The organism is Actinacidiphila polyblastidii (assembly GCF_036353415.1).
GTDB lineage: Bacteria > Actinomycetota > Actinomycetes > Streptomycetales > Streptomycetaceae > Actinacidiphila > Actinacidiphila polyblastidii.
Genome location: NZ_JAZEWV010000003.1, coordinates 254,128 through 267,812, shown reverse-complemented (window position 1 = coordinate 267,812; position 13,685 = coordinate 254,128). Strand labels below are relative to the sequence as shown.

The 13,685-nt window shown below is 72.7% G+C and carries 12 protein-coding genes; 11 read left to right on the top strand and 1 reads right to left on the bottom strand.

Annotated features, from left to right (window positions below; genetic code table 11):
• Positions 1-22: 22 nt before the first annotated feature.
• The 6 genes from ftsZ to V2S66_RS06265 all read left to right on the top strand — a co-directional run bounded on the left by ftsZ (position 23) and on the right by V2S66_RS06265 (position 4,975).
• Entirely contained in the window at positions 23-1,240 is a 1,218-nt protein-coding gene (ftsZ, locus tag V2S66_RS06290; protein WP_330793476.1) for a cell division protein FtsZ, read from the top strand.
• Between the two features lie 10 nt (positions 1,241-1,250).
• Positions 1,251-1,988 (top strand): peptidoglycan editing factor PgeF, encoded by a 738-nt coding sequence (gene pgeF / locus V2S66_RS06285; RefSeq protein ID WP_330793475.1) that lies wholly within the window; start codon positions 1,251-1,253, stop codon positions 1,986-1,988.
• Positions 1,985-2,722 (top strand): YggS family pyridoxal phosphate-dependent enzyme, encoded by a 738-nt coding sequence (locus V2S66_RS06280; RefSeq protein WP_330793474.1) that lies wholly within the window; start codon positions 1,985-1,987, stop codon positions 2,720-2,722. The genes pgeF and V2S66_RS06280 overlap by 4 nt, the downstream gene beginning before the upstream one ends.
• A 94-nt stretch (positions 2,723-2,816) precedes the next feature.
• On the top strand, positions 2,817-3,431 hold the full coding sequence (locus V2S66_RS06275) for a cell division protein SepF (protein ID WP_330793473.1): 615 nt from the start codon (positions 2,817-2,819) through the stop codon (positions 3,429-3,431).
• A 61-nt stretch (positions 3,432-3,492) separates the two neighbouring features.
• Positions 3,493-3,780, top strand: coding sequence for a YggT family protein (locus tag V2S66_RS06270; protein WP_330793472.1), 288 nt, complete (start codon positions 3,493-3,495; stop codon positions 3,778-3,780).
• A 46-nt stretch (positions 3,781-3,826) separates the two neighbouring features.
• Entirely contained in the window at positions 3,827-4,975 is a 1,149-nt protein-coding gene (locus tag V2S66_RS06265) for a DivIVA domain-containing protein (protein WP_330793471.1), read from the top strand.
• Positions 4,976-5,189: 214 nt separating this feature from the next.
• On the opposite strand, the gene ileS is transcribed toward V2S66_RS06265, so the two are convergent.
• A complete protein-coding gene (ileS, locus tag V2S66_RS06260; RefSeq protein ID WP_330793470.1) occupies positions 5,190-8,336 on the bottom strand; it encodes an isoleucine--tRNA ligase in 3,147 nt (1,048 codons plus the stop codon).
• 601 nt (positions 8,337-8,937) lie between these two features.
• Here ileS and V2S66_RS06255 point away from each other — a divergent pair.
• The 5 genes from V2S66_RS06255 (at position 8,938) to V2S66_RS06235 (ending at position 13,655) form a co-directional block, all read left to right on the top strand.
• Positions 8,938-9,690 carry a TraR/DksA family transcriptional regulator gene (locus V2S66_RS06255; protein ID WP_330793469.1) on the top strand — a complete coding sequence of 251 codons (753 nt, stop codon included), beginning with the start codon at positions 8,938-8,940 and terminating at the stop codon, positions 9,688-9,690.
• 127 nt (positions 9,691-9,817) lie between these two features.
• A complete protein-coding gene (gene lspA / locus V2S66_RS06250) occupies positions 9,818-10,432 on the top strand; it encodes a signal peptidase II (protein WP_330793468.1) in 615 nt (204 codons plus the stop codon).
• Between the two features lie 119 nt (positions 10,433-10,551).
• A complete protein-coding gene (locus tag V2S66_RS06245) occupies positions 10,552-11,493 on the top strand; it encodes an RluA family pseudouridine synthase (RefSeq protein ID WP_330793467.1) in 942 nt (313 codons plus the stop codon).
• A gap of 62 nt (positions 11,494-11,555) precedes the next feature.
• Positions 11,556-11,963 carry a GNAT family N-acetyltransferase gene (locus V2S66_RS06240; RefSeq protein WP_330793584.1) on the top strand — a complete coding sequence of 136 codons (408 nt, stop codon included), beginning with the start codon at positions 11,556-11,558 and terminating at the stop codon, positions 11,961-11,963.
• Positions 11,964-12,062: 99 nt separating this feature from the next.
• A complete protein-coding gene (locus V2S66_RS06235; protein ID WP_330793466.1) occupies positions 12,063-13,655 on the top strand; it encodes a Na+/H+ antiporter in 1,593 nt (530 codons plus the stop codon).
• Positions 13,656-13,685: the final 30 nt, after the last annotated feature.

Genomic DNA, 13,685 nt, shown 5'->3' with positions numbered 1-13,685 from the left:
CTCGAGGCGAGAGGCCTTCGACGTGGCAGCACCGCAGAACTACCTCGCAGTCATCAAGGTCGTCGGAATCGGCGGCGGTGGCGTCAACGCCATCAACCGGATGATCGAGGTCGGTCTCAAGGGCGTCGAGTTCATCGCGATCAACACCGATGCACAGGCCCTGCTGATGAGCGACGCCGACGTCAAGCTCGACGTCGGCCGAGAGCTGACCCGGGGCCTCGGCGCCGGCGCCAACCCCGACGTCGGCCGCAAGGCCGCGGAGGACCACCGCGAGGAGATCGAGGAGGTGCTCAAGGGCGCCGACATGGTCTTCGTGACCGCGGGCGAGGGCGGCGGCACCGGCACCGGCGGCGCCCCCGTCGTCGCCAACATCGCCCGCTCGCTGGGGGCCCTGACCATCGGGGTGGTCACCCGCCCCTTCACCTTCGAGGGGCGCCGCCGCGCCAACCAGGCGGAGGACGGCATCGCCGGCCTGCGCGAGAACGTCGACACCCTGATCGTCATCCCCAACGACCGCCTGCTGTCCATCTCGGACCGCCAGGTGAGCGTGCTGGACGCCTTCCGCTCCGCCGACCAGGTGCTGCTCTCCGGCGTGCAGGGCATCACCGACCTGATCACCACCCCCGGCCTGATCAACCTGGACTTCGCCGACGTGAAGTCCGTGATGAGCGAGGCGGGTTCGGCGCTCATGGGCATCGGTTCCGCCCGTGGTGACGACCGCGCGGTGGCCGCCGCGGAGATGGCGATCTCCTCGCCGCTGCTGGAGGCGTCCATCGACGGCGCCCGAGGCGTGCTGCTGTCCATCTCCGGCGGCTCCGACCTCGGCCTCTTCGAGATCAACGAGGCCGCCCAACTGGTCAGCGAGGCCGCCCACCCGGAGGCGAACATCATCTTCGGCGCGGTCATCGACGACGCGCTCGGCGACGAGGTGCGGGTCACCGTCATCGCGGCCGGCTTCGACGGCGGCCAGCCGCCGACCAAGGGCAGCCGCGACAAGGTGCTCGGCTCCACCTACACCTCGCGTGACGACGCACCCGCGGCGGGCTCCCCGCGCGCCGAGGCGCCGCGCCCCACCCCGTCCTTCGGCGGCCTCGGCAGCATCCCGGCCGCCCCGGGCGAGCGGGAGCCGGAGAGCGAGCCGGTCGCCGAGACCTCGCCGGTGATCCCGCCGGTGGTCCCCTCGGCCCGGCCGTACCAGGAGTCGGCCGAGGAGCTCGACGTCCCGGACTTCCTGAAGTGACCGCCCGGCAGTGATAGGGCACCGCACGACAGCGAACGGCGCGCACTTCGCCTTCACCGACCGGTGGGGCGGGGTGAGCGCCGTTCCGTACGACAGCCTCAACCTCGGCGGCGCGGTCGGCGACGACCCCGCGGCCGTCACCGCCAACCGTGCGCTCGCGGCGGGGGAACTCGGCCGCGACCCCGGCCGGGTGGTGTGGATGAACCAGGTGCACGGCCGGGACGTCGCGGTCGTCGACGCGCCCTGGGGGGACGCTCCGGTGCCCGCGGTCGACGCGCTGGTCACCACCCGGCCCGAGCTGACCCTCGCGGTGCTCACCGCCGACTGCGTGCCGGTGCTGCTGGCCGATCCCGCGGCCGGCGTCGTGGCCGCCGCGCACGCCGGACGGCCGGGGCTGCTCGCCGGGGTGGTGCCGGCCGCCGTCGAGGCGATGGCCGCACTCGGCGCCGATCCCGGCCGCACGGCCGCGATCACCGGCCCCTCGGTCTGCGGCCGCTGCTACGAGGTGCCCGCCGCGATGCGCGACGAGGTCGCCGCGGCCGTGCCCGAGGCGTACGCCGAGACCGGCTGGGGCACCCCGGCGGTGGACGTGGCCGCGGGCGTGCGCGCGCAGCTCGTGCGCGCCGGAGTACGCGAGGTGCGCGCCTCCCCGGTGTGCACCCTGGAATCCACCGACCACTTCTCCTACCGCCGCGAGCGCACCACCGGGCGCCTGGCGGGCTACGTCTGGCTGGACGGAACCGAGTGAACGACCCCGCAGCACCCGAGGACCGGGCCGCACAGCTGGCCGCGAACCTGTCCCGGGTGGAGGAGCGCATCGCCGCCGCGTGCGCCGCGTCGGGGCGGGACCGCGAGGACGTGACCCTGATCGTGGTCACCAAGACCCATCCGGCGCACGACGTACGGCTGCTGGCCGGGCTCGGCGTGCGCGAGGTGGCGGAGAACCGCGACCAGGACGCAGCCCGGAAAGCGGCGGAATGCGCCGATCTGCCGCTGCGCTGGCACTTCGTGGGCCAGTTGCAGACCAACAAGGCACGCTCGGTGGTCCGTTACGCTGATCATGTGCACTCCGTCGACCGGCCGCGGCTGGTCGACGCGCTGTCCACCGCGGCGACCGCCGCAGGACGGCAGCTCGGTTGCCTGGTGCAGGTCGCACTGGACGCCGGGTCGGGAGCGCGGGGTGAGCGCGGCGGGGTGGCGCCCGACGCGGTCGGCGCGTTGGCCGACGCCGTCGCGGCGGCCGAAGGGCTGCGGCTCGACGGCCTGATGACGGTCGCGCCGCTGAGCGGGGCGTACGCGGGCCAACCCCGTGCCGCCTTCGACCGGTTGGTGGAAATCTCATCCCGCCTGCGCGAGACTCATCCGGCTGCGAACATGGTCTCGGCAGGGATGAGTCAGGACCTCGACGAGGCGGTGGCGGCCGGAGCGACACATGTGCGCGTCGGAACGGCGGTACTCGGAGTCCGTCCGCGGCTCCGGTAACGTCACCAAACAAGTCGGACCACAGCATAAATATGGTGTGGCGGCCGTCCCACCGGCGGCCGAGGACCGCAACCCCGCTGAGAGGACGCAGAGCATGGCCGGCGCGATGCGCAAGATGGCGGTCTACCTCGGCCTCGTGGAGGACGACGGATACGACGGGCCGGGGTTCGACCCCGACGACGAGTTCGAGCCCGAGATGGCGCCGCCGCCCAGCGGCCGGGCCGCCCCGGAACCCGAGCGCGTGCCCAGGCGGCAGCACATCCCGCCGCCCAGCCAGCACCAGCCGCCGCAGGACGAGCCCCCGAGGCTCGTGCACGCCCCGGCCCCCCGTGAACCGCGGATCGCCCCAGTGGCATCCATCACACCTGAACGCCACAGCCTGGAGAAGAACGCAGCGGTGATCATGCCCAAGGTCGTGTCAGAACGCGAGCCGTACCGGATCACGACACTCCACCCCCGGACCTACAACGAAGCCCGTACCATCGGGGAACACTTCCGCGAAGGCACCCCGGTGATCATGAACTTGACGGAGATGGACGACACGGACGCGAAGCGACTTGTCGACTTCGCCGCCGGTCTGGTCTTCGGTCTGCACGGGAGCATCGAGAGGGTGACGCAGAAGGTCTTTCTGCTCTCGCCTGCTAACGTCGATGTCACGGCGGAGGACAAAGCCCGGATCGCCGAGGGCGGGTTCTTCAACCAGAGCTGAGCGAAACGCACCGCAGGGCCCGGCCGACAGGCCGACGACGTAGTGAGGAGAGGGAAGCGCGATGAGCGTCGCACTCCAGGTGCTGTACATCGCGTTGTACTGCTTCCTCGCTGTCCTTATTTTCCGGTTGGTGATGGACTGGGTCTTCCAGTTCGCCCGTTCGTGGCATCCTGGCAAGGCCATGGTGGTCGTCCTGGAGGGCACCTACACTGTCACCGATCCGCCACTCAAGCTTCTGCGGCGGTTCATTCCGCCGCTACGTCTCGGGGGCGTGGCGCTCGACCTGTCCTTCTTCGTATTGATGATCATCGTGTACATCCTGATCTCCGTCGTCGGGGGCTTGATGTGAACGGTGTGGGCTCCCGATATGTCGACGATCACGTTGAGGTGAAGAGATGCCGCTGACCCCCGAGGACGTTCGGAACAAGCAGTTCACGACCGTCCGGCTCCGAGAGGGCTATGACGAGGACGAGGTCGACGCCTTCCTCGACGAAGTCGAGTCGGAGCTGACCCGATTGCTCCGCGAGAACGAGGATCTGCGGGCCAAACTGGCCGCGGCCACCCGTGCCGCCGCGCAGAACCAGCAGCAGGGCATGCGCAAGCCGGAACCCCAGGACCGGCCGGTGCCCGCTGCCATATCCGGACCGCAGCCGGTGCAGCAGCAGATGCCGCAGCAGCAGATGGGCCCGCCCCAGCTGCCCGGTGGCGCTCCGCAGCTGCCGCCCGGTCCGAGCGGACAGCAGGGTCCGGGCCCGATGGGCCAGCACCCGATGCAGCAGCAGGGCCACCCGATGCAGCAGCAGGGTCCCGGTCCGATGGGCCAGCACCCGATGCAGCAGCAGGGCCACCCGATGCAGCAGCAGGGTCCCGGTCCGATGGGCCAGCACCCGATGCAGCAGCAGGGCCCCGGCGGCGACAGCGCCGCCCGCGTCCTGTCGCTCGCGCAGCAGACCGCCGACCAGGCGATCGCCGAGGCCCGTTCCGAGGCCAACAAGATCGTCGGTGAGGCGCGCAGCCGTGCCGAGGGTCTGGAGCGGGACGCCCGCGCCAAGGCGGACGCGCTGGAGCGGGACGCGCAGGAGAAGCACCGCGTCGCGATGGGTTCGCTGGAGTCCGCCCGCGCCACGCTGGAGCGCAAGGTCGAGGACCTGCGCGGCTTCGAGCGCGAGTACCGCACCCGGCTGAAGTCCTACCTGGAGTCCCAGCTGCGCCAGCTGGAGAACCAGGCGGACGACTCGCTCGCCCCGCCGCGGACGGCCCCGTCCGCGCCGTCCCTGCCGTCCGCGCCCTCCATGGGCGGCGGCACGATGGGCGGCATGGCTCCGGCCGGCGCCGGCGCCATGGGCCACAACGGCTCCGCGCCCTCCTACGGCGGCGGCCAGGGCATGGGCGGCCACAACCCCGGGCCCACGTACGGCGGCCAGCAGCAGATGTCGCCCGCGATGACGCAGCCGATGGCTCCGGTACGGCCGCAGGGGCCGTCGCCGCTGCAGCAGGCGCCGACGCCGATGCGCGGGTTCCTGATCGACGAGGACGACAACTAGTCGCCTCCGGCGCGGGTTCGCGCCACTGAGGGCCGGGCACCACCGGGGAACCGTTTCCCCCGGGCGGTGCCCGGCCCTCTGTCGTCCCCCCTGCGCCGGGCGCGGGGAACCCGGGCGGCCCGCTGCCGGCAGGCCCGCACGCCGCCGCCGGCCCCGGGGGGCGGGTGATCCCCGCGCCCCCGGGGGTGGACGTCCGACGTCCGGCGGAGTGCGGTCAGACCTGGCGGAGGTGGAAGGTCAGGCCGAGGGCGGAGTCGGTGAAGACGTCGCTGAAGCCCTCCTCGGGCCCGCCGGCGCGGAAGGAGTCCGCGAGGACCTCCTCGGCGATGAACCCGGCGTGCACGCCGAGCGCCTCGGCCAACTCGCCGCCGGAGGCGGCGTAGCGGACGTGGATGCGGTCGGCCACGTCGAACCCCGACGTCTTGCGCGCCTCCTGGACCAGCCGGATCACATCCCTGGCGAGCCCCGCGAGCCGCAGCTCGGGGGTGATCTCCAGGTCGAGCGCGACTGTTGCGCCCGCGTCGGACGCCACCGACCAGCCCTCCCGGGGCGTCTCGGTGACGATGACCTCCTCGGGCGACAGCGCGACCTCCTCGCCGTCGACCACGACCACCGCCGCGCCCTTCTCCCGCAGCTCCGCGGAGAGCGCGGCCGCGTCAGCCGCGGCGACCGCCGCCGCGACCGCCTGGACGCCCTTGCCGAACCGCTTGCCGAGCGCCCGGAAGTTGGCCTTCGCGCTGGTGTCGACCAGCGAACCGCCGACCTCGGAGAGCCCGGCGAGCGAGGCGACGTTCAGCTCCTCCGCGATCTGCGCGCGCAGCTCCGCGTCCAGGTCCTCGAAGCCCGCCGCGGCGACCAGCGCCCGCGACAGCGGCTGCCGGGTCTTGACGCCGGACTCCGCGCGGGTGGCGCGGCCCAGCTCGACCAGCCGCCGCACCAGCTGCATGCGCGCTGACAGCGCCGGGTCGATCCACCGCTCCTCGGCCACCGGCCAGCTCGCCAGGTGCACCGAGTCCGGCGCGTCCGGGACGACCGGCACCACCAGGTCCTGCCAGACCCGCTCGGTGATGAACGGCACCAGCGGCGCCATCAGCCGGGTGACCGTCTCGACCACGTCGTGCAGGGTCCGCAGCGCCGCCGCGTCGCCCTGCCAGAACCGCCGGCGCGAGCGCCGCACGTACCAGTTGGACAGGTCGTCCACGAAGGCGGAGAGCAGCTTGCCGGCCCGCTGGGTGTCGTAGGACTCCAGCGCCTGTGTGACATCGCTCACCAGCACGTTCAGCTCGCCGGTGAGCCAGCGGTCGATCAGCGGGCGGTCCTGGACCGCCGGGTCGGCCGCGGACGGCGCCCATCCGGAGGTGCGGGCGTACAGCGCCTGGAAGGCGACGGTGTTCCAGTAGGTGAGGAGGGTCTTGCGGACGACCTCCTGGATGGTGCCGTGGCCGACCCGGCGGGCCGCCCACGGGGAGCCGCCGGCGGCCATGAACCAGCGCACCGCGTCCGCGCCGTGCTGGTCCATGAGCGGGATCGGCTGCAGGATGTTGCCCAGGTGCTTGGACATCTTGCGGCCGTCCTCGGCGAGGATGTGGCCGAGGCAGACCACGTTCTCGTACGCCGACCTGTCGAAGACCAGCGTGCCGATCGCCATCAGCGTGTAGAACCAGCCGCGGGTCTGGTCGATCGCCTCGGAGATGAACTGCGCGGGGTAGGTGCGCTCGAACACCTCCTTGTTGCGGTACGGGTAACCCCACTGCGCGAACGGCATGGAGCCCGAGTCGTACCAGGCGTCGATGACCTCGGGGACGCGGGTCGCGGTACGCGCGCAGTCCCGGCAGGGGAAGGTGACCTCGTCGATGTACGGCCGGTGCGGGTCCAGCCCCGACTGGTCGGCGCCGGTCAGCTCGGACAGCTCCGCGAGCGAGCCGACGCAGGTCAGGTGGCCCTCCTCGCACCGCCAGATGGGCAGCGGCGTGCCCCAGTAGCGGTTGCGGGACAGCGCCCAGTCGACGTTGTTGTCGAGCCAGTCGCCGTAGCGGCCGTGCTTGACGTTCTCCGGGTACCAGTGGGTGCGCTCGTTCTCGCGCAGCAGCGCGTCCTTGACCGCGGTGGTCCTGATGTACCAGGACGGCTGCGCGTAGTAGAGCAGCGCGGTGTGGCAGCGCCAGCAGTGCGGGTAGCTGTGCTCGTACGGCACGTGCCGGAACAGCAGCCCGGACGACTGGAGTTCGGCGACCAGCGCCTCGTCGGCCTTCTTGAAGAAGACGCCGCCGACGAGCGGCACGTCCGGCGCGAAGGTGCCGTCGGGGCGCACCGGGTTGACCACCGGGAGCCCGTACGCGCGGCAGGTGCGCAGGTCGTCCTCGCCGAAGGCGGGGGACTGGTGGACCAGCCCGGTGCCGTCCTCGGTCGTGACGTACTCGGCGTTCACCACGTAGTGCGCGTCGGCGATGTCGATGAAGGAGAACGGCCGCCGGTAGGTCCAGCGCTCCATCTCGCGGCCGGTGAAGGTCTGCCCGGTGGGCGTCCACCCCTCACCCAGCGCCTTGCCCAGCAGCGGCTCGGCGACGACCAGTTGCTCGTCGCCGTCGGTGGCGACCACGTACGTGACGTCCGGGTGCGCGGCCACCGCGGTGTTCGAGACGAGCGTCCACGGCGTGGTCGTCCAGACCAGCAGCGCGGCCTCGCCGGCCAGCGGCCCCGAGGTCAGCGGGAAGCGGACGAAGACCGACGGGTCGACGACCGTCTCGTACCCTTGCGCCAACTCGTGGTCCGACAGGCCGGTCTGGTCGCGCGGGCACCAGGGGGCGACCCGGTAGTCCTGCACCAGCAGGCCCTTGTCGAAGATCTGCCGGAGCGACCACCACACCGACTCCACGTACTGCGGGTCCATGGTGCGGTAGGCGTCGTCCAGGTCCACCCAGTAGCCCATGCGCGTGGTCAGTTCGGCGAAGGCGTCGGTGTGCCGGGTCACCGACTCGCGGCACTTCGCGTTGAACTCGGCGACGCCGTACGCCTCGATGTCCTGCTTGCCGGTGAAGCCCAGCTCCTTCTCCACCGCCAGCTCGACCGGCAGGCCGTGGCAGTCCCAGCCCGCCTTGCGGGTGACGTGGTGGCCCTGCATGGTCTTGAACCGCGGGAAGACGTCCTTGAAGACGCGGGCCTCGATGTGGTGGGCGCCGGGCATGCCGTTGGCGGTCGGCGGGCCCTCGTAGAACACCCAGTCGGGGCGGCCCTCGGTCTGCTGAAGGGAGCGGGCGAAGGTCTTCCGCTCGCTCCACAGGGCCAGCACCTCGTGTTCGAGTGCGGGCAGGTCGACCTGGGCGGGCACCTGGCGGTACTGCGGCTGGCGCGGCTGGCTCATGGGGCTGCTTCCTCCGGCGGACGCTCGTCGCTTGTCGCGGACTTCCGTCGGAGGGACGAGAGCATCGTGCGCGCTCCCGCGGTACCACCCTCCTTGGCGGTGTGGCGGCCCGGCCGGGCCCACCGCCCCCTCATTGGGGTTCGCGAAGCCGGTTCTACCGCCCGGACGGGGCTGCGCCCGCGGGCTTTCTTCCGGCGGCTCCGGGGTGATCTTCGCATCGCGCACACCCCCGGGCTTCCACCGTCCCCGGGTCGCTCATGGCTGCGTGCGGCGCTACTCGTCCCATCCACGCCTTTCGCTCCGCCCAGTGTACGGGCCCGTGCGATCCCCGGCCGACCGGATCACCCGGGGGCGCCGGCCCCCGGCGGGGCCCGCCCGGCGGCGTCGCCGAGGCGCTGACCCGAATGGCCGCGTGGGGGCATGGTCGCGGGTCCGGGCCGGAATACCTGGACGTGAGCTGGGCACAACCGATGCAGGCCGGTCTCCCCCCGGGGAGCGGCGGCCGGCCAGGCAGCGCGCCCCGTTGCCGCGGATCGATGCCCGACTTACCGTTTCCGGCACTGTTCGCGTACAAGATCACGCATGCGAAGGGGACGCGGCCATGGTCGTGAAGAAGGCCGCCGCCAAGAAGGCGGCGCCGAGGAAGTCGGCCGCGAAGTCCGCCGCTGAGAAGACCACGACAGGGAAGGCGCCCGCGAGGAAGTCCGGGACGTCCGCGGCGAAGAAGACCGCGGCCGGGACGTCGCCGGCGAAGAAGACGACCGCGAAGAAGACGACCGCCAAGAAGACGACCGCGAAGAAGGCGGCGCCGATCTCCGGCACGACCGCGGCGCACAAGACCGCCGCGGAGAAGACCGATCAGGCCAAGACAGGAGCCCGCAAGGTGGCAGCCAAGAAGACCGTGGCCCAGCCGGCCGCGACATCGGGGACGCCGGTCCCCGCCGCCCGCATCGCGGTCGAACCGGGCACGCTGGCCGTGCTCCCGGGCGAGGACCCCTGGACGCCCGAGGAGGTCGAGGAGGCCCGCTCGGAGCTGGTCGGCGAGGTCGAGCGCCTCAAGGCGGAGATCGCCAACTCCGAGGCGGCCGTCGCGGGCCTGCTCAGGGACTCCGGCGACGGCGCCGGGGACGAGGCCGACACCGGCAGCAAGAACATCACCCGCGAGTACGAGATGGCGCTCGCCGCCAACACCCGGGAGATGCTCGGCCAGGCCGACCACGCCCTGCGGCGGCTCGACGAGGGCACCTACGGGCTGTGCGAGGTGTGCGGCAACCCGATCGGCAAGGCGAGGATGCAGGCGTTCCCGCGCGCCACCCTGTGCCTGGACGACAAGCAGAAGCAGGAGCGCCGCTGACCGGGTGCGCTCCGGGTGCGACCGGGCCCCGCCGTCGCCGGGCGGCGCGGGGCGGCTGTGCCGTACCCTCGTCAGCAGTCAGGATTTCGGCCTGGCGGGCACGGAGCACAACGGCTGAGGGACTCACGTGACGGAAGCGGAGCGCACCATCACCACGCCGGACACCCCGGAGAATCCGGACACCCCGGAGGCCGCGGAGACGTCGCGGGGCGCGTCCCAGGCGTCCCCCGCGCCGCAGGCCGGGGCCGCCGCGCCGCGCAGGCGCCGGATCGCCGTCCTGATCGGGGTGGCCGCGCTCGCCTACGCGCTGGACCTGCTCTCCAAGATCTGGGTCGTGCACAGCCTGGAGCACCACGAGCCGATCAACGTGCTCGGCCACTACCTGCGGTTCGACGCGATCAGGAACGCGGGCGCCGCCTTCGGCTTCGGGCAGGGCATGACGATCGTCTTCACGGTGATCGCGGTCGGCGTGATCGTGGTGATCGCCCGGCTGTCGCGGCGGCTGTACAGCGCGCCCTGGGCGGTGGCGCTCGGCCTGCTGCTCGGCGGCGCCTTCGGCAACCTCACCGACCGGGTCTTCCGCGCCCCCGGCGGCTTCCAGGGCCGGGTGGTCGACTTCGTCGCCCCCGAGCACTTCGCGGTCTTCAACCTCGCCGACTCGGCGATCTGTGTCGGCGGTGCGCTGATCGTGCTGCTGTCCTTCCGCGGCGTGGACCCGGACGGCACCCGGCACCAGGACTGACCCCCGGCCTCGGGACCGGCCCCCGGGGCCGGTGCCCCCGGTCCACCGCGGGGCCGCTGCCGAGCCCCGGCAGGCCGCTCCGGGCGGGAGGGCCCGCGCGGTCCGGCATACTCGACCAGGTGAGTACGCTTCCCGAAGTCCGTTCCCTGCCGGTGCCCGACGGCCTGGAAGGCGAGCGCGTCGACGCCGCCATCGCCCGTATGTTCGGTTTCTCCCGGACCAAGGCCGCCGAGCTGGCCGCCACGGGCAAGGTCTCCATCGACGGGTCGGCCGCGGGGAAGTCCGAGCGCGTGCACGGCGGGGCCTGGCTCGAGGTCGAGATGCCCGCCACCGCCGCGCCGGTGCAGATCGTCGCCGAGCCGGTCGAGGGCATGGAGATCGTGCACGACGACGACGACGTCGTGGTGATCGACAAGCCCGTCGGGGTGGCCGCCCACCCCAGCCCCGGCTGGACCGGCACCACCGTCATCGGCGGCCTCGCGGCCGCCGGCTACCGCATCTCCACCTCCGGCGCCGCCGAGCGCCAGGGCATCGTGCACCGGCTGGACGTCGGGACCTCGGGGCTGATGGTGGTCGCCAAGTCCGAGCGCGCCTACACCCTGCTCAAGCAGCAGTTCAGGGAGCGCACCGTCGACAAGCGCTACCACGCCCTGGTGCAGGGCCACCCGGACCCGATGAGCGGCACCATCGACGCGCCGATCGGCCGCCACCCCACCCACGACTACAAGTGGGCGATCACCGCCGACGGCAAGCCCTCGGTGACGCACTACGACCTGATCGAGGCGTTCCGCTCCGCCAGCCTGCTGGACATCAAGCTGGAGACCGGCCGCACCCACCAGATCCGGGTGCACATGTCGGCGCACCGCCACCCCTGCGCGGGCGACCTCACCTACGGCGCGGACCCGGTGCTCGCCAAGCGGCTCGCCCTGACCCGGCAGTGGCTGCACGCCATGCGGCTGGGCTTCGAGCACCCCTCGGACGGCTCCTGGGCTGAGTTCGAGAGCGCCTACCCGGCCGACCTCCAGCACGCCCTGGACACCGTGCGGGCGGACAGCCAGTGACCGAGGCGCAGGTCAGGACCGTGCCGCCGATCCGGGTGGTGTCGCCGGACGACCCCGAGGGCATGGACCAGGTCCACGCGATCCGGCACGAGGTCTTCGTCGTCGAGCAGCGCGTCCCCGCCGAGCTGGAGTGGGACGGCAAGGACGGCCGCGCGGTGCACGTGCTCGCCGAGGGCGCGGGCACCGGCCGGCTGCTGACCGGCGACGACGCGGCGCGGAAGAACGGCGGCGACCCGCGGCTGGCCGTCCTCGGCCGGCTCGCGGTGCTGGCCCCGGCCCGCGGCGGCGGCGTCGGCGCCCGGCTGGTCCGCGCGCTGGAGGACGAGGCCCGCAGGCTGGGCCTGCGCGGCGTCCACCTGGAGGCCCAGGTGCACGCGGTGCCCTTCTACGAGCGGCTCGGCTACGTCGCGCACGGCCCGCGGTTCATGGACGCGGGCATCGCCCACCGGGCGATGGCGCGCACCTTCTGACGGACGCCGACGGGCCCCGGCAGACCTTCCGGGCGCGGTACGAAGGCGCGCCGGAGCGCGCGTGCGGGTCCGGGGCGTAGCGTCTGACAGTCTGGCGCTGTGGATCAGCTCGCCCTCTTCTTCTCGCTCACGCTCGCCGCGATCGTCGTGGTGCCGCTGGGCGACTGGGTCAAGCTGCCGTCGCCGGTGCTGATGACCCTCTTCGGGGCGGTGCTCGCGCTGGTGCCGCAGGTGCCCAACGTCCGGATCGACCCGGACCTGATCCTGCCGCTGCTGCTGCCGCCCCTGCTCTACGCGTCGGTGCAGCGCACCTCCTGGCGGCAGTTCGCGGCGAACCGCCGGGCGATCTTCCTGCTGGCGGTGGCGCTGGTCTTCCTGACCACCGCCGCGGTCGCCGCGGTCGCGAACGCGGTGGTGCCCGGCATCACGCTGGCCGCCGCCTGCGCGCTCGGCGCGCTGGTCGCGCCGCCCGATCCGGTGGCCGCGACCGCGGTGGCGGGCGCGCTCGGGCTGCCCCGCCGGATGATCTCCATCCTGGAGGGCGAGGGCCTCTTCAACGACGTCACGGCCATCGTGCTCTACCACGTGGCGGTGGCCGCGGTGGTCTCCGGCCACTTCTCGCTGCCGCACGCGGTGCTCGAACTGGTGCTGTCCGCGGTGGTCGCCCTCGTGGTCGGCCTGGTGCTCGGCTGGGGCGCCAACCAGCTGATGGGCGTGGTCGGCGACGCCACCCTGCAGATCGGCCTGTCGCTGCTGGTGCCGTTCGCCTCCTACGCGCTGGCGGAGGAGTTCCACGGCTCGGGCGTCCTCGCGGTGCTCACCACCGCCCTCTTCCTCGCCGAGCACGCCTTCGAGGCCGACGACGTGAAGGCCCGGCTGGCCGGCAACACCTTCTGGGAGATCGTCGACACGATGGTCACCGGGATCGCCTTCGGGCTGATCGGCCTGGAGCTGCACCACGTCTTCAGCGTCGGCCGGGACGCCTGGGGGCCGATGCTGCGGCACGCCGGCCTGGTGGTCGCCGTGGTGGTCGGGCTGCGGCTGCTCTACCTGCTGCCCGCCGCCTGGATCGCCAAGAAGCTGCACCGGCAGCGGGACATGGACGAGGACATCCCGCTGACCTGGCGGGAGACCGTGGTCATGTGGTGGGCGGGGATGCGCGGGGTGGCCTCGGTGGCGCTCGCGCTGGCCATCCCGCTGCGCACCGACCACGACGGCGCCTTCCCGGCCCGTACCGAGCTGCTCTTCATCGCCTTCGTGGTGGTGCTCGCGACCCTGGTGGTGCAGGGGCTGACGCTGCCCTGGCTGGTCGGCCGGCTGGGCGTGGAGGGCGACAGCAAGGCCGAGCACGACCTGGAGCGCGGTCTCGCGCTGCGCGCGATGACCGCGGCGCGGTCCCGGCTGAAGGAGATCGAGGCCGCCGAGAACCTCGACGAGGAGCTCTCCGAGATACTGCACCACCGCGCCTTCGACCTCGGCGCGCGGATCTCGCCGGACATCGTCGACGACGAGCGGCGCGAGAGCCACGCCCGCCGGGTCAGGCGGATCAAGGCGCTGCGCCGGATCCAGGAGGACATGCTGTCCGCCGCCCGGCACGAGGTGCTGGCCGCGCGCAGCGAGCCGGGCTCCGACCCGGAGATCGTGGACCGGGTGCTGCGCCACCTGGACCTGCGCTCGATGCGCGGGCTGTGACCCCGGCGCGCGCGAGCTGCCGGCGCGCGA